At 65.8% G+C, this 16,457-nt stretch carries 14 protein-coding genes; 7 read left to right on the top strand and 7 right to left on the bottom strand.

Going from position 1 to position 16,457, the window contains the following annotated elements:
- The 4 genes from FCN77_RS25040 to FCN77_RS25025 all read left to right on the top strand — a co-directional run bounded on the left by FCN77_RS25040 (position 1) and on the right by FCN77_RS25025 (position 6,279).
- Entirely contained in the window at positions 1-984 is a 984-nt protein-coding gene (locus tag FCN77_RS25040) for an ABC transporter permease (protein WP_137324456.1), read from the top strand.
- Positions 981-3,215 carry an ABC transporter ATP-binding protein gene (locus FCN77_RS25035; protein ID WP_137324455.1) on the top strand — a complete coding sequence of 745 codons (2,235 nt, stop codon included), beginning with the start codon at positions 981-983 and terminating at the stop codon, positions 3,213-3,215. The genes FCN77_RS25040 and FCN77_RS25035 overlap by 4 nt, the downstream gene beginning before the upstream one ends.
- Before the next feature lie 52 nt (positions 3,216-3,267).
- Entirely contained in the window at positions 3,268-4,977 is a 1,710-nt protein-coding gene (locus FCN77_RS25030) for an ABC transporter family substrate-binding protein (protein WP_137324454.1), read from the top strand.
- Between the two features lie 207 nt (positions 4,978-5,184).
- Complete coding sequence (locus tag FCN77_RS25025; protein WP_137324453.1) at positions 5,185-6,279, top strand: Gfo/Idh/MocA family oxidoreductase; 1,095 nt, start codon at positions 5,185-5,187, stop codon at positions 6,277-6,279.
- 93 nt (positions 6,280-6,372) lie between these two features.
- Here FCN77_RS25025 and ald read toward each other — a convergent pair whose 3' ends face one another.
- The gene (ald, locus tag FCN77_RS25020; protein WP_137324964.1) at positions 6,373-7,491 is read right to left on the bottom strand and encodes an alanine dehydrogenase; all 1,119 of its coding nucleotides are present in this window, start codon (positions 7,489-7,491) and stop codon (positions 6,373-6,375) included.
- Between the two features lie 235 nt (positions 7,492-7,726).
- Between ald and FCN77_RS25015 the strand changes: the two genes are divergently transcribed.
- Positions 7,727-8,947, top strand: coding sequence for a CdaR family transcriptional regulator (locus FCN77_RS25015; RefSeq protein WP_137324452.1), 1,221 nt, complete (start codon positions 7,727-7,729; stop codon positions 8,945-8,947).
- Between the two features lie 31 nt (positions 8,948-8,978).
- Here FCN77_RS25015 and FCN77_RS25010 read toward each other — a convergent pair whose 3' ends face one another.
- From FCN77_RS25010 to FCN77_RS25000, 3 genes are all read right to left on the bottom strand, one after another.
- A complete protein-coding gene (locus FCN77_RS25010; protein WP_137324451.1) occupies positions 8,979-10,328 on the bottom strand; it encodes an FAD-binding protein in 1,350 nt (449 codons plus the stop codon).
- Between the two features lie 134 nt (positions 10,329-10,462).
- Positions 10,463-10,723, bottom strand: a complete 261-nt coding sequence (locus FCN77_RS25005) for a hypothetical protein (protein ID WP_137324450.1) — start codon at positions 10,721-10,723, stop codon at positions 10,463-10,465.
- A gap of 100 nt (positions 10,724-10,823) precedes the next feature.
- On the bottom strand, positions 10,824-11,231 hold the full coding sequence (locus FCN77_RS25000; protein WP_137324449.1) for a helix-turn-helix domain-containing protein: 408 nt from the start codon (positions 11,229-11,231) through the stop codon (positions 10,824-10,826).
- Positions 11,232-11,364: 133 nt separating this feature from the next.
- Here FCN77_RS25000 and FCN77_RS24995 point away from each other — a divergent pair, with 133 nt between their 5' ends.
- Positions 11,365-12,414, top strand: a complete 1,050-nt coding sequence (locus tag FCN77_RS24995; protein ID WP_137324448.1) for an SAM-dependent methyltransferase — start codon at positions 11,365-11,367, stop codon at positions 12,412-12,414.
- On the opposite strand, the gene FCN77_RS24990 is transcribed toward FCN77_RS24995, so the two are convergent.
- The 3 genes from FCN77_RS24990 to ptsP form a co-directional block, all read right to left on the bottom strand.
- A complete protein-coding gene (locus FCN77_RS24990) occupies positions 12,406-13,299 on the bottom strand; it encodes an SDR family NAD(P)-dependent oxidoreductase (protein WP_254678750.1) in 894 nt (297 codons plus the stop codon). The genes FCN77_RS24995 and FCN77_RS24990 overlap by 9 nt on opposite strands.
- 227 nt (positions 13,300-13,526) lie before the next feature.
- The gene (locus tag FCN77_RS24985) at positions 13,527-13,805 is read right to left on the bottom strand and encodes an HPr family phosphocarrier protein (RefSeq protein ID WP_137324447.1); all 279 of its coding nucleotides are present in this window, start codon (positions 13,803-13,805) and stop codon (positions 13,527-13,529) included.
- A gap of 39 nt (positions 13,806-13,844) precedes the next feature.
- Positions 13,845-15,530, bottom strand: a complete 1,686-nt coding sequence (ptsP, locus tag FCN77_RS24980; RefSeq protein WP_137324446.1) for a phosphoenolpyruvate--protein phosphotransferase — start codon at positions 15,528-15,530, stop codon at positions 13,845-13,847.
- A gap of 162 nt (positions 15,531-15,692) precedes the next feature.
- On the opposite strand from ptsP, the gene FCN77_RS24975 reads away from it, so the two are divergent.
- Complete coding sequence (locus tag FCN77_RS24975) at positions 15,693-16,418, top strand: TetR/AcrR family transcriptional regulator (RefSeq protein ID WP_137324445.1); 726 nt, start codon at positions 15,693-15,695, stop codon at positions 16,416-16,418.
- The last annotated feature ends 39 nt before the right edge of the window (positions 16,419-16,457 follow it).

Genomic DNA, 16,457 nt, shown 5'->3' with positions numbered 1-16,457 from the left:
ATGACCAACCTGAACGCGATCGACCCCGCCGCCGTCGCGGAGGAAGCAAAGATCGAGAACGGCGGCGTGGTGATCGCCAAGTCCGCGATCATCCTGCGGCGCTTCCTTCGGAACAGGACAGCCGTGGCCGGCCTGGTCATTTTCCTCGCCCTGACGGTCCTCTCCTTCGTGGGCGGCTTCCTCTCCACCTGGGACAAGGAAACCATCGACCCCCTCAACATCGCCATGCCGCCGTCCGCGGACCACCCGCTGGGAACGTCCCAGGCCGGCATCGACCTCTATGCACTCATGGTGGAGGGCATGCGGGTTTCCATCCTCATCGGCCTGGTAGTCGGCCTGGTCTCGGTGCTGATCGCCGCCGTCTATGGCTGCACCATGGCCTACTTCGGCGGCAAAGTGGACAAGGTCATGCTGTTTGTCCTGGAAGCCCTCATCATGATGCCTGCACTGCTGGTTGTGGCAGTGGCCACCAGCGGCGGTGGCAACGGCCTGCGGGAGAACCTCCCCAGCTGGCTCCTGCTGGTCATTGTGCTCCTGGTCTTCAGCTGGATGGGCACTGCCCGCCTGATCCGCTCCCTCTCGATGTCGCTCATGCAGCGCGACTTCGTCAAGGCCGCCCAGTACATGGGCATTCCCGCCCGCCGGATTGTCTGGCGGCACCTGGTCCCCAACATCGGCTCCCTGCTGGTTCTGGACATCACCCGCGGCGTCACGGGCGCCATCCTGGCCGAGGTCGCGTTCTCGTTCATCGGCATCGGGATCAAGGTCCCGGACGTTAGCCTGGGCGTCCTGATCAACCAGGCCACCTCCCAGGTCCAGACCTTCCCCTGGATGTTCTGGGTTCCGCTGGTGGCCATGTTCCTGCTGACGGGGTCCCTGGCCATGATGAACGACGGCCTGCGTGACGCGTTCGACCCCAGTTCCAGTTCCGTTGGCAGCGCCAAGGGGACTAACACGAACAAGACCGCAAAGAAGAACAAATGAGCAGCGAAAAATTGACCGCGGAGCGCCTCCACGTCGCCGGGCTGCACGCCACCGGCGATGCCCCGGCGGATGCAGTCCTGTCGGTCCGGGACCTGAACGTCCGGTTCAACTCGGAAAACGGCGTGGTCCACGCGGTCCGCGGCGTCGACTTCGACCTCCTTCCCGGCAAGACGCTCGGCATTGTGGGTGAGTCCGGCTCGGGCAAGTCCGTGACCTCCCTGGCCATCATGGGCCTGCTCCCCACCGCCGCCGGGATCACCGGTTCGGTGCGGCTTAACGGCACGGAACTGGTGGGCCTCAGCGACAAGGCCATGTGCCGGTACCGCGGTAACGACATCGCCATGGTTTTCCAGGACCCGCTGTCCTCCCTCACCCCGGTGTACACGGTGGGTCACCAGATCGTCGAGGCGCTGACGGTCCACCACCCGAAGATGAGCAAACAGGCCACGGAAACCCGCGCCGTGGAACTTCTTCGCATGGTGGGCATTCCCAGCCCCAAGGACCGCCTGAAGGCGTTCCCGCACGAATTCTCGGGCGGCATGCGCCAGCGCGTCATGATCGCCATTGCGATCGCCAACAACCCGCGCGTGCTCATTGCGGATGAGCCGACGACGGCGCTCGACGTCACCATTCAGGCCCAGGTGCTGGAGGTGCTGCACACCGCGCAGGAGGAAACGGGCGCCGCCGTCGTGATGATCACGCATGACCTGGGCGTGGTGGCCGGCATGGCGGACGACATCATGGTGATGTACGCGGGAAAACCGGTGGAAACCGGCAGCGTTGACGAGGTCTACTACAGCCCGCGGATGCCATACACCATGGGGCTGCTGGGGGCTGTTCCCCGCGTGGACATCTCGGAGAAGATCTCGCTGGTGCCCATCGAAGGCATTCCGCCGAACCTCATCCACAAGCCAACGGGCTGTTCCTTCGCGCCCCGCTGCCCGCTGGTTAGCGACGCCTGCCTGCAGGGGGAACCGGACCTGTTGCCGGTCGGCGGTCCGCAGGGAGCGGGCCTTCGCGGCTCCGATGCCCACAAGGCTGCCTGCATCAGGGCCGACTCCCTGGGCGCCGAAGTGGAGGTCCGCGAGATCTTCCAGGCCCCGGCCGTTCCGGTCTCCCGTTTCGACGCTGTGCCGCGGCTGGAGCGGCGAACGGTCCTGGAGCTGAAGGACGTGCGCAAACACTTTCCGCTGCTGAAGGGCGCCCTGATCAAGCGGCGGATCGGCACGGTCAAAGCCGTGGACGGGCTGAGCTTCGATATCCGCGAGGGCGAGTGCTTCTCGATCGTGGGCGAGTCCGGCTGCGGCAAGACCACCACGCTGCTGGAGATCATGGAGTTCCACAAGAACCAGGACGGTGAAGTGACCATCGGCGGCCTGAGCAACAAGGCAGCCTCCGATGCACGGACCAGGAGCGCCATGCGCAAGGAGCTCCAGATGGTGTTCCAGGACCCCACCGGCGCGCTAGACCCGCGCTTCACCGTATTCGAAGTCCTGGCCGAGCCGCTGGAAAACCAGGGCATGGACAAGCCGGCCGTCAGGAAACGGATCATGGAGCTGATGAAGCTCGTGGGCCTGCAGCCGGACCACGTCAACCGCTTCCCCAACCAGTTCTCCGGCGGCCAGCGGCAGCGGATCGGCATAGCCCGGGCCCTCGCCGTGAACCCCAAGCTCGTGGTCCTCGACGAGCCTGTTTCAGCGCTGGATGTCTCCGTGCAGGCCGGCGTCATCAACCTCCTGGACAAGCTCCGGGCCGAACTTGGCCTCAGCTACCTTCTGGTGGCGCACGATCTCTCGGTGGTGCGCCATATTTCCAACCGCGTGGCCGTGATGTACCTGGGCAAGATCGTGGAAATCGGCGACGTCGACAGCGTCTTCGACAACCCGCGGCACCCCTACACGCGGGCGCTGCTGTCCGCGATCCCGGTGCCGGACCCGCACCTGGAACGGACGCGCGAACGCATCATCCTTCACGGTGACCTCCCCTCGCCCCTGGATGCGCCCCAGGGCTGCAACTTCGCCACGCGCTGCCCCGTGTTCGCGGCCCTGCCGGCGGCAAAGCAGGAAAAATGCCTCACCCTCGAGCCGCCCCTTGAACCGCTCGCTCCACCGCAAGCGGCCCAGGTGCCGGGCCAGAACACCGACCAGGCAGCGCCGGATCAGGAGTTCGCCTGCTTCTTCCCCGACGGCGAACTAGACGCTGACATGCTGGTAGTCCGCGAAGGCCCATGACTTGCCCCATCCCCAAAGAACCAATCTCGCACCAAAAAATGAAGGGAAAACCATGAAGAATCTGACCAAGATTGGCGGGGTGGCCGCCGTCGCGGCAGCGCTCGCGCTTACCGGCTGCGGCGGAGGCGGGACCCCCTCCGGCCCCGACGCCGGCAAAGGCCAGGGTGCCGGCAGCGACCTCACCAAGCTGATCAGCATCAACGCCAAGGACGCCAAGGACCTGGAACAGGGCGGCACCGTGACGCTTCCGCTGGGCAGCATCGGTCCGGACTTCAACGGCTTTTCCAACACCGGCAACAGTGGGGACAACACTGCGCTGCACCGTCCCATCGACGGTGCCGGGACCTGGGGCTGCTGGAACTTCGACTTCGACGGCACGGCCACGCCGAATAAGGACTTCTGCGAGGAGGTCAAGAGCGAGGTCAAGGACGGCAAGCAGACCATCACCATCAAGGTGAACGAGAAAGCCACGTACAACGACGGCACGCCGATCGACGTCAAGACCTTCCAGAACACCTGGAACATGCTCAAAGGTGAGAACAAGGACATCGACGTCGTCACCTCCGGCGCCTACGAATTCGTTGATTCCGTCAAAGCCGGGTCCAGCGACAAGGAGGTTGTGGTCACCACCACCCAGCCGGTCTTCCCGCTGGACGCCCTCTTCGCCGGCCTCATCCACCCTGCCGTGAACACGCCGGAGATCTTCAACACCGGCTTCACCGGTGAGATGCACCCGGAGTGGATGGCCGGACCGTTCAAAGTGGACAAGTACGACAGCGCCGCCAAGACCGTGACCTTGGCCCGGAACGACAAGTGGTGGGGCGCTAAGCCCGTCCTGGACAAGGTTGTCTTCCGCCAGCTGGAGACCAGCGCTTCGGTCGCCGCGTTCAAAAACGGCGAGATCGACGGCGTCTCCGCCAACACCATCGCACTGTACAAGCAGCTTGACGGCACCAAGAACTCCGAGGTCCGCCGCGGCCAGCGGCTCTTCGCAGGCGGCCTGAACCTGAACGCACAGAAGGCCCCGCTGACCGACGTTGCCATCCGCAAGGCCATCTTCGCAGCCGTGGACCGCGAAGCCCTGCGCAAGGTGCGCTTCAACGGGCTGAACTGGGATGAAACCAGCTCCGGCTCGATGATGCTGCTGCCGTTCTCCAAGTATTACCAGGACAACTACCCCGTCACGGAGACCGGTCCCGAGGCAGCCAAGAAAGTCCTGACCGACGCCGGCTACAAGCCCAACGCCGCTGGCATCATGGAGAAGGACGGTGTCCCCGCCGCCTTCAAAATCAGCAATTTCGGCGACGACACCACCATCCTGGCGTTCGCGCAGACCCTGCAGAAGCAGCTCCAGGCCGGCGGCATGGACGTAGGGATCGACCAGCGGGCCTCCGCCGACTTCGGCAAGGTGATAGGCAGCCGTGACTTCTTCCTGGCAGTTTCAGGCTACGGGGTGGGCGCCGACGCAACGGACGCCGTCAAGCAGTTCTACGACTCCAAGACCAATGAAAACGGACTCGGCGATGCCGAGCTGGATGCGGAGATCAAGAAGCTCAGCAGCATCGAGGACAACACCGAACGCAACAAGGCGGCCATGGAAGTCGAAAAGAAGCACATGGCCAAGTACTACTCCATGGGTGTGGTGATGAACGGACCGCAGATCTCGTTCGTGCGCAGTGGCCTGGCCAATTACGGCCCGTCCCTGTTCAAGAGCGCCTCGCAGGTTCCGGACTGGACCACCATCGGCTGGGAAAAGAAGTAACACCAGCCGCGCAATACTGCCGACGCAAACGCAGCGCCCCGCCGACGCTCTCCCACTTTTCACCGCTTTTTGGGCGACGCTCTCCCACTTCCTTCGCATTGCTCCAAATGAGGTGAGAGAGCGTCGGGTGGAACGTTGCAGGATCTGAGAGAGGATCCGGCCAAAAGCTGCCGGAAGTGAGAGAGCGTCCGGGGGTAGCGTTGGTCCATGAGCACAGAACCAACTCCCCGCACGGGCGCGGGAAAACGCACGATCCGCACTGCAGTGGCAGGCTTCGGACTGTCCGGCCGGGTGTTCCATGCGCCGCTGATCGCCGCCAACCCGGCGTACTCGCTGGACGTGATATCCACGTCAGACGCGGGGCGGCAGGCTGAGGCATCCGCAAGCTACCCTGGCGTGCGGCTCGTGGACACCCCGGCCGGCATCATCGCGCTCGCCGGCGACCTCGACCTCATAGTCCTCGGGACTCCGCCGGCCACGCACTTTCCGCTGGCCAAGGCCGCGCTCGAGGCAGGCCTCGACGTCGTGGTCGACAAGCCGTTTGCGGTGCGCAGCGCCGAAGGGCAGGAACTGATGGAACTCGCCGCCCGGCTGGGCCGCGTGCTGACGGTGTTCCAGAACCGCCGCTGGGACGGGGACTACCTCACGGTGAAAGGTCTGCTGGACAGCGGCGCCCTGGGCACTGTCACCCGGTTTGAATCACGGTTCGAACGCTGGGCCCCGGAAGTCTCCAAAGCCTGGAAGGCCGATGCCACGGCCGACGACGGCGGCGGGGTCCTGTTCGACCTCGGCACCCACCTCCTGGACCAGGCCCTTCAGCTGTTCGGACCGGCCGCCGTCGCACACGTGGAACTGCGGGCCCGGCGGCCGGGAGAAAGGACAGACGACGACGTGTTCGTGGCCCTGCAGCACGATTCCGGTGTGACCAGCCACCTGTGGATGAACATGCTGTGTGCCCAGCAGGGCCCGCGGTACCGGCTGCTGGGGTCGGAGGGTGGCTTCACCAAGCACGGCGTGGATCCGCAGGAGCCCTACATCGTGGCCGGGGGCGGCCCCCTGGACGAGGAGTACGGTATCGAGGACGGCGAATGGGCCGGTTCCCTGGGGCGCGACGGGCACCTGGACCGGTTGTCCACCGAACGCGGGGCCTATCCGGAGTTCTACCGGATCCTTGCGGACAAGATCAACGACGGCGGCGCATCCTCGCCGCTGCCCCTCCCGGTAGACCCCGCCGGCCCCATCGAAGTCCTCAAACTAATAGAAAAAGCACGGGAACTGGTTGCTGAGAGGGCGACGGCTTAACGTTTGAACGGCAGCCATCCAGAAAGCGCGCGTCAAAGCGACGAAGGAGCAGCACGCGTTGGATGACTGCCGTTCAAACGGCAACTAAACGGACTACGCAGCGACCAGTTCGTGCCAGTCAGCTACGAGGGGCAGGCCGTGCGCCTCGGAGACCGAGTGGTGTGCCACGTGGCCGGCGGCGATGTTGAGGCCGGCAGCCAGGGCGGGATCGCGGTCGAATGCGGCCTTCACGCCAAGGTTGGCCAGCGACACCGCATAGCGCAGCGTGACGTTGGTCAGTGCGTACGTGGAGGTGTTCGGGACCGCGCCGGGCATGTTGGCCACGCAGTAGAAGATGGTGTTGTGCACCTTGTACGTGGGCTCCTGGTGCGTGGTGGGGTGCGTGTCCTCGAAGCAGCCGCCCTGGTCCACCGCGATGTCCACGAGCACGGAGCCGGGCTTCATCCGGGCGACGAGCTCGTTGGTGACCAGCTTGGGGGCCTTGGCGCCCGGGATCAGCACGGAGCCGATGACCAGGTCCGCATCCACGACGGACTTTTCGATCTCGTACTTGTTGGACGCGACCGTCTTCAGCCGTCCCTGATACTGGGCGTCCAGTTCACGCAGGCGGTTGATGTTGATGTCCAGGATGGTGACGTCGGCGCCGAGGCCCAGGGCCATCGCCGCGGCGTTGGTGCCGGCAACACCCGCACCCAGGACAACAACCTTGGCCGGGCGGACACCGGGGACGCCGCCGAGGAGGACGCCCTTGCCGCCGGCGGGGGCCATCAGGGAGGTGGCGCCGACCTGGACGGAGAGCCGGCCGGCAACCTCGGACATCGGGGCCAGCAGGGGAAGGGTGCGGCCTTCCTGGACGGTCTCGTAGGCGATGGCCGTGACGCCGGCGTTTATCAGCTCGCGGGTCAGCTCCGGCTCGGCGGCCAGGTGCAGGTACGTGAAGAGGATCAGGTCCTTGCGGAAGCGGTGGTATTCCGCGGCGATGGGCTCCTTGACCTTCATGACCATGTCGGCGCGGGCCCAGACGTCGTCCGCGTCGGCGACGATCTCGGCGCCCGCAATGGCGTACTCCTCGTCGGTGATGCCGGAGCCCAGGCCTGCGCCGCGTTCCACCAGCACGGTGTGGCCGTGGGTGCGGAATTCGTGGACTCCTGCGGCGGTGATGGCCACGCGGAATTCGTTGTTCTTGATTTCTTTGGGGACGCCGATGATCATTTCTGGGGCTCCATCGTTTATGGCCTGGTAGGCCGTGGTGAGCGGGGAATCTGTACTTCCAGAATAAATCCGCATGTGAGGTACCTGACAGGATGGGGCCGGCCGGGCGGCGCACGTTCCGCTTGTTTCCGGGGTTTTCGCTTTTCCCGGATAGACATCTGTCGAGTCGCCAAGCGTCAGGTGTCGCCTGGTGTCCGTTCACGCCCCGGGGGCTGCGGGCAGTAATGTGGCAACCATGCACCAGCAGGATGTGGAACAGCTCGTTGAGCAGGTAGCCGAAAAGCTTGGCCGTGGACTTTCGCTCGAGGACCTCGACGGCCTCCTGCTCGCCTACAGCTCAAACCAGTCGCACGCGGACCGCGTCCGCGTGAACTTCCTGCTCAGCAAGCGGGTGCCGGTGGACGTGAAGGCGTGGCAGCTTTCGCACGGCATTGCGACGGCTGTGCGTCCCGTCGTCGTGCCTGCCAATGAGGAACTCGGCATGCTGGGGCGCGTGTGCGTGCCGCTGCTGGTGCGCGGCTTCCGCGTCGGCTACCTGTGGGTGCAGCAGGACATCGAGGACCAAAGTGCGACGGCGATCCTCACCCAGTTGCCTGCCGTCCGGGACGAGCTCGAGCTGCTGTCCGGGCTGCTCCTGGAGTCCAACACGGCCGAATCCGAATTCAGGCGCCGCAGGGAACAGGAGTTCATGAGTGCCTGCCGCGGCGAGGCCAACGCCGTTGCCGCCGTCGCCGGCTGGAAGGAAGTCCAGGGGCGCGGCCCGTGGCAGCTGGTGACCGTCCTCGACGCCGACGGCTGGGCGGAAGGATCCGATCCGATCGCGTCCACGTTGATCCACCGCTCAGCCGCACTGCAGGCGACCATCGGGGTGGATGCGGCGCTTTTCAGTGCAGGCACCGAGACCCATGCGGTGATCCTGTTCCGGGAGTCCATCGGCCGGGCGGCCCACGCACAGGTGCTGGTGCACTACCAGCTGGAACTCGCCAAACGGTCCGGGCGGCCCGTGCACCGGATCATCCTCGGGACGAGTGAAGGCTTCGCCAAGCCCCGCGAACTGGCTGATGCCTACCTGCAGTCGAAGCAGGCGGCCCAGGCCGCCACGGTGGACCCGCAACTGGGCGAACTGGTGGACTGCCGGGCAACCGGCGTGTACCAGCTGCTGGCCTCGGCCGGCGGCGGCGCCGGGGCGTGGGCCGACGCCGGATCGGTGTACTCGCGGATCCTCGAAGACCACGACCGGAACGGGGAGCTGCTCCCCGTGCTCGAGCTGCTGTACGACAACGACGGCTCGGTGCAGGATGTGGCCACCAAGCTTCACCTGCACCGCAGCAGCATCTACAACCGGCTGGGCCGGATCCGGCAGGTCCTCGGCGTGGACCCGCTCAAGGGCATGGCCCGGCTGGAGCTGCACGCCGCGCTGAAGGCGCGCCGCTGGTCCGGGCGGCCGCGGATCTAGCCGGTAACCCGGGTGGCCGCTTCCAGCGCCCCTAGCTTCCGAACACCTTCCGGGCCAGGAAGTCGTTGCGGAATTTGTGCTCCGGGTCCATCCGCTCCGCGAGGTCCTTGAAGTCGGCGAAGCGGGGGTAGAGGCCGGCCACGGTTGCGGCGTCCGCGTGGAACAGCTTGCCCCAGTGCGGCCGGGCATTCAGCGGAGCCAGGGCCGCCTCGATCACGGGAAGCAGCTCTTCCACCTCATCCTGCAACGGCTTCCAGGTGAAATGGAACCCCACGGAATCCTGGCCGTGGGCTGTGCTCAGCCACAGCTGGTCGGCGGCCACGGTCCGGATTTCCGAAACGAGGAGCAAGGGAGTGACGCGGTGCGAGAGGGCACGCAGCTCCGAAATGGCGGCGACGGCGTGCTCGCGCCGGACGAAGAATTCGCTCTGGAGCTCCGCGCCGCTGCTGGGCGTAAACGCCATCCGGAAGTGGGCCAGCCGCTCGGACCACGGACCGGGGACACCAAGCTGTTCCGTGCAGTTCTCGGCAGAGACACCGGGCAGCGGATGGTGGGCAACGGTGGCGCGGTTCCCGCCAAAAAAGGTCGCGCCGGAGAAGTCCGCCGCCTGCTTTGCCCCGGCAGCGTCCTCGGAAACCCGGCTTTTCAGCCAGGACTGCGCGACGGCGTCCCCGCTCCAGTCCGTAAACAGGCTGACGCTGTAGGCACTGGAGGTGACGGCGTCGAAATCTCCCAGAACCGTGTCCCAGGGGAGGGCTTCAAAGACGTCCTGCCGCACCGCGAACGTGCGTTCGACGTCCAGCGTCACCTTCGTGACCACGCCTAGTGCGCCGAGCCCGACGACGGCGCCGTCGAAGTCCGGCGAGATGCCGCGGCTGAGGTGGTGGACGGTTCCATCCGCTGCCACAATTTCCAGTGCGGCGACTGAGGTTGCAAGGTTTCCGTTGGCATCGCCGGAGCCGTGGGTGGCGGTGGCGACGGCGCCGGCCACGGAGATGTGCGGCAGGGATGCCAGGTTGGGCAGCGCGTAGCCGTTGGATTCCAGCTTTTCCGCGAGTGTTCCGTAGCGGGTACCGCCGGATACCGTGACGGTCCGGGCTGCTGCGTCGATCCGGATGCCGGGGTCCAGGTCTTCCAGCGAGATCAGGGCCCCGGGGGAATCGGCGATGGCGTTGAAGGAGTGCCGGGAGCCCAGCGCGCGGATTTTCACGGCGCCGGCTACCACTTCCTGGACTTCTTCAAGAGTCTGCGGGCGGTGGATGGCCGGGGCGGTGTAGCGGTAGTTTCCGGCCCAGTTCAGTTCCGGTGCCGAGTCCCCGCCCGCGCTGGTGCTGTCCGCCTGCCGGCCGAGTCCTGGCAGTTCGCTGATCTCAGTGCGCATTGCATCCCTTTCGCGCCGGACCAACGGGCCACCGGCAATATGTTATCGCTAACAATTCTGCTGAGGTGCTCGGTGTCGTGTCAATGGCTATCCACACTTCGGGTGGCACGCGCCGCGACGGGGCGTGGCGCCGCTCAGGGGCCGTGACCTTCGCGGCCGCTCCAGCCGTCCTGGGCGGCAGAAGGGGCGGACTTGCTTCGCTCCAGGAGGCGGGCGGCGGCATCGCGGCGGCGCCGGGCCAAATGGCTTTCCATGCCTTTGGAGACCGCGACGAAGGCGACGCAGCTGGCCATGAATGCGGCCGTGTTGTTCAGGCCCATGGCCGTTCCGAGGGCGGCAGTCAGCAGCATGGCGGCGAACCCCGCCACAATGTGCCACCCTCTGAACTTACCCACAAATAAAGGGTAACCCCGGCGTTTGGGGCGTTTTGGCGGTTACCGGGGATCGTTGCTTGATCCTTATCACTGCTTCACAAACTGCGCGTCCGCTGACATGCTACCCGTCAACGGAGTTATCCGGGGCGGCGCCGGCCGCCTTGGATTTCTTCTGCGTCTCCAGCCATTCCATGATGGCCGCGAGCCTGATCCGCCGGTGCGTGCCGCGGTATTCCACCGGGATGTCACCGCGGTCCGTCATATTCCGGAGGTAGGTGTGGGAGATCCCGGCGAGTTCCGCAGCCTGGGAAGTGGTGAGCATTTCCTCGACGCTGCTGACGGTCACCGCTTCGCCCCGGCTAAAGCGGGCAAGGAGGTCGACGACGGCGTCCCGCGCCTGGGGCGGCACCCGGTGGACGGTGCCGTCCACGAACACCGTGATGTCGTGGCTGCCGTCGAGGGCATGCTTGAGTTTCAGGGCTTCGTCGCCGGGGAGCCCGGCCGTCACGCGGGGAGCAATCAGTGCCATGCGGAAATCCTAGCGCCCGCAACGTCGTCGAAGGCTCGCCCGCAGCACGCGACGCGTCTACCTGGCTCAACCAGTTGACCGGCGTTGCCCACCGGAGGAGCATGAATCCGGGCGCGTGGAAGGAGTGGGGCGAATGCGGGAATTGCGCGGAATCTCCGTACTGCGTGCGGCTGCCTTGTTTCGGGTGATCCAGGTGGCACTCCTGCCGGTGGGGATCGTGGCTTATCTGTGGGGCGTTCCGAAGCTGCTCGTCTACAGCCGGCAGACTGCTGTATCGGCAACGCTGCTCGCTTCGCTCTACACCCGATACATGCAACACCGGCTGGGGACGAGGCCGGACGAGCCAGCCGCCCGGCTGTTGATGGTTATGCCCAATGTTTCCCGGACAGCCTTCCGACTGGAGACCGCCCCCACCATGGCGGGCCATCTCCTGACCGGCTACGTTCCCCGAATCTACCGCTACCCGTACGATGGCGAGCCCCCGATGCGGCATCAGCAAACCGCACGAACAAGCTTCTACGACGCGGCCCTGGGACGGCACCTCCCCAGCATCAACCAGCTCGTCATCCTTGGCGCCGGCTTCGACACCCGTGTCTACCGCCTGTCCCCGGAAGACCACGTGCGGTGCTTCGAGATCGATCGGCCCACAACGCAGGCATTCAAGCTCAGGATGTTGAAGAAAGCGGGCCTCTCAACACACCTGTCCACGTACGTGTCCGCCGACTTTCAGGCCAAGGAATGGTTCGAGAGACTCGTCGCGGCCGGCTTCGACCCGGGCCGGCGCACGTTCTTCCTCTGGGAAGCGGTAACCATGTATCTGGACCGGGCATCGGTGGAGGAAACCCTTCGCCGGATCGCCGGGACAGCCCCAGGCAGCGTCGTCGCCTTTGACTACTTCTCCGCCGACACCATCGCGTCCCGATCGCCACTCATGCGCTACGCCCGTGCCGCGGCGAAGTTCGTGGGAGAGCCGCTCACATTCGGGATCGACAACACGCCTCCGGCCAGAGAGAGCGCTGCGAAATTCGTGGCAGCCTTCGGCTTGAACCTTGAGGAGCACCGCAATTTCGGATCAGAAACCCGACGGCGGCAATCCCCGGGTGGATTCGTTACGGCCACCGTGGGCGAAGTTCCTGCTTCCAGTTCCGCCCGACACCACATCAGGCACACAATTTCACGGTAGCCCGGCCAGGTGCGAACATGCGTCCCACAGGCGTCGGCGGGCTTCGGAGCCCGATCCCATGCCGGGCGTCGGGAGTTCCTTGCGCTTTGCCCAGAGCTTTCCGGAGACCGCCGCTGTTTCCCTTGATGTGGCGAGCCAGAGCGCCGTGTCTGCCGCCTTTTCGGCCGGCGCACCGAACGCGTTCGTGATCCAACGGAACGGGCCCCCGACGTCTTGCAGCAACGACGTGTTCCTGACCAGTCCCGGGTGGACGGCATTCGCTACCACGCCCGAGCCGTGCAAGCGCTCAGCGAACTCCTTGGTGAGGAGAACTCGGGCAAGCATTGTGGGCGGCGTCGAGCGTAGGTAGCTGTACCGGCCCTTCGCAGTCTGGAGGTCGTCGAAGTGGAGTTTGGTGTTGCCGTATTTGGACGCGATATTCACGATGCGGGGCGTGCGCGCCGGTGCGGCCGGCCGGTCCGCAGTCCCGGCGCTTCCTCCTGTCACGGCGGCGTGTTTGAGCGCGCCCAGCAGGAGGTTGGTCAGCAGGAAGTAGGCCATCACGTTGGTGGCGAAGGTCAGTTCGAGCCCGTCGGGGGTCACCTGGCGCTCCTTGCGAAACACACCCGCTGCGTTGACGAGCACGTCGAGCCTGTCATGGCGGGACAGGAACTCAGCCGCCGCCGTACGGATCGAGGACTGGACTGAGAGGTCGCAGGCCAGTGGCTCGAGGCGGCCGGCAGGGACGAGCAGGCGGATGCCCTTTACCGCCTCTTCCGCCCGGGCTGTGGAGCGCCCGACCACCACGACCAAGGCTCCTTCGCGCGCAAGGCCGGTTGCCACAGCTTTTCCCAGGCCGCTCGCCGCGCCTGTCACCAGCGCCACGGTTCCATCCATGGAAGCCATCGTCTTCGCCTCCTGGGGCCTTGTGTCCTGCCGAATAAGTTGCCGGGCAGCTGTTGGGCGCTTCCAGCGCTCTACCTCGACTGGGCAACATCACAGCACACGCCAGTCGGATTGACCAGACTCCGGGCGGATGATCCCGATGGAGGAGAACGCGAAGATCACCCGGCTCATGGCACCCGCCAGCCTTCGGCGTTCGCTGCCCGGACCCGACTCCCGGCCCCTCGCCGCTATTCGGCGTCGAGATCGGTCTCCAGAAGCGTGACCAGGGCGTCCAGTGCCTGGTCGGCACCGTCGCCGTCGGCGCGCAGCACCACGACGTCGCCCTTGGCGGCCCCCAGCGTCATCAGCGAGAGGATGCTGGCGGCGTCGAGGGCTTCGTCCGCAGGTTCACCCTGCATGGAAATCGTGACGTCGACGCCGGCGTTGCCGGCGGCTTCGGCGAAGAGGGCGGCCGGGCGGGCATGGAGGCCGGAGCGGCTGGCGATGGTTGCGGTACGTTCGGGCATTGCTACTCCTGATGGTTTTTCGTCGTTGGGCGGCGGCGGTTAAAGGCCGAGTTCGTTCAGCACGGGCAGCTTTTCGCGCACCCACGCCCGGGCTTCGGTGGCGCTCGGCGCGGACAGGGCCAGCTTGGCCAGCTGCTGCGCTTCGGCCAGCGTGACGGTCTTGAGCACTGCAGCCACGGCCGCCAGCGAGCGTGCGGTCATGGACAGGGTGGTAACGCCCAGCCCGGTCAGCACGACGGCGAGGGCGGGGTCCGCCGCTGCCTCACCGCAGACGCCCACCGGCTTGTTGTGGCCTTCCGCCCGCGACCCCTCAACGGTGAGGCCGACGAGGCGGAGCACGGCAGGCTGCCACGGCGTGTTCAGCGCCGCCAGCGGACCGAGTTGCCGGTCGGCGGCCATGGCGTATTGGGTGAGGTCGTTGGTGCCAAGGCTGGCGAAGCCCACTTCGCGCAGGATGGCCTCGGCGGTGAGCGCTGCGGACGGAACTTCCACCATCACACCGGGCGTCTTGATGCCGGCGTCGGCGCACATGGAGGCAAAGCGGGCCGCCTCTTCCGCCGTCGAAATCATCGGCGCCATGACCCAGACGTCCGCTTCGGACTCCTTTTCGGCCAGGGCGATGGCTTCCAGCTGCCGGTCCAGGACACCCGGGGTGGTGAAGTCGGTGCGGTAGCCGCGGACGCCCAGGGCAGGGTTTGGTTCGGTGGAGTCGGTCAGGAACGGGAGCGGCTTGTCGGCGCCGGCGTCCAGCGTTCGGAGCACCACCTTCTTGCCCGGGAACGCATCAAAAACGCTCTTGTAGGCCGCGGCCTGCTCTTCCACGGTGGGTTCGGTGTCCCGTTCCAGGAAGCAGAATTCGGTGCGGAACAGCCCCACGCCCTGTGCGCCGAGCTTGGCCGCAGCCTGGGCGTCCTTGCCACCGCCGACGTTGGCGAGGAGAGGCACCAGGTGACCGTCCGCCGTCGTGCCCGTGCCGCTGAACTCGGCCAGCAGGGAAGCCGTGGCCGCCCAAGCCTCCGCTGCGGCACGCAGCGAGTCGTCGGGATCCGACGTGATGGTTCCTGCGGCGCCGTCCACATAGACTTCGGTGCCGTCCGGGAGCTCGTCCACTCCCACGGCAGCCACCACGGCAGGCAGACCAAGCGAACGCGCAATGATGGCGGTGTGGGACTGCGGGCCGCCGCCCGCCGTGATGAGTGCCAGGACCTTGTTCGGGTCCAGAGTTGCCGTGTCGGCCGGGGCCAGGTCCTCGGCCACCAGCACAAAGGGCGTACTGGAGGAAGGGATGCCGGGGGCGGCGACGCCGCGAAGTTCCGCCACAATCCGGGCGCGGACGTCCAGGACGTCGGTGGCGCGTTCAGCCATGTAGCCGCCCAGGTTGTGCAGCATTTCCGAGACTGAGGAGCCGGATTCCCAGATGGCGCGCTCGCTCGAGACACCGCGGGCAACGAGTTTGGCCGCGCCCTTAATCAGCATGGTGTCTTTGGCCATGAGTGCCGTGGCTTCCAGGACAGCCTTGCCGTCTCCGGTGGCGTGCGCGGCCCGGCTCTTCAGTTCGTCGTGGACGGCCTGCGAGGCTGTCTTGAGTGCTGCCGTTGCGTCTTCGGGCGTGACGCCGGCCGGCAGCTGTTCGCCTGCCGGCGGTTCGCTGATCGGTTTGGGCATTTGGCGGACGGTGCCGATGATGCGGCCGGGGCTGACGCCTACTCCTGGGAAGTTCTGCACTGAAGGTCCTCATTCTCTGCCGGTAAGCAGGCCCGCCATTCCATGCCTGGACGATTGCCCAGACCGCCGCGACGGCTACGTCCGACGGTGTTTTGCGGTGCCTGAAAAAATTGTATGTGATGCAGTTCATATAGCGGTGCTATAGGTGATAGGGTAGCGGTTATGAGTTTCGATGGCCAGCTGCCACCCAAAATGAGGCTGTTGCGTGCGGCAGCCGAATTGCTGGCCAATTCCGGGGGATTGGCCGTTTCCACCCGCCAGATCACGCAGCTGGCAGGTGTTACGGCCCCCACTCTGTATCACCACTTCGGTGACAAGGAAGGGCTGTTCGACGCCGTCGTCACGGCTGGTTTTGAAGAATATGTAGCAGGCGAACGCGACTTCGCGCCGTCCGGGCATCCGCTGGAAGACATCCGCCGGATGTGGGACAACCACGTCATGTTCGGGCTCAACCAGCCGGAACTGTACCTGGTCATGTTTGGCAACATTCGCCCTGAGAGCCGGCCGGCCATCGTTGCCGATGCGGAGGCCCTCATGGAGGAAATGCTGAACAAGGCGGCGGCTGCAGGCCAGCTGAACGTCCAGCCGCGCGAAGCGGCCAGGAGCATCCTGGCGGCGAACGTGGGCGTGACGCTCATGCTCATCGCGGAGACGGCCGCCGAGCGCAACCTTGAACTGTCCACCATGACCCGGGACGCCATGATCTTCGCAGTCGCCGCGGAGCAGGCCAGCGGCGCTCCGGAAGACTCCGGCAAGTCGTCGGTGGTGGTGGCAGCGATCGCCCTGAACGCTGCCCTTCAGGCATCCCACTCCGATCAGCTCTCCAGCTCGGAACTCAAGCTCTTTCTCGAATGGCTCCACCGGATCTCCACCAGTTCCACCAGCTAGTCGTCGAAAATATCGGACCATCCTGCGGTGCAGCAGGAA

Origin of the sequence: Arthrobacter sp. 24S4-2, from assembly GCF_005280255.1 — a bacterium.
GTDB lineage: Bacteria > Actinomycetota > Actinomycetes > Actinomycetales > Micrococcaceae > Arthrobacter.
The sequence above is the reverse complement of the archived record's forward strand: the minus strand, read 5'-3'. Positions and strand labels throughout refer to the sequence as shown.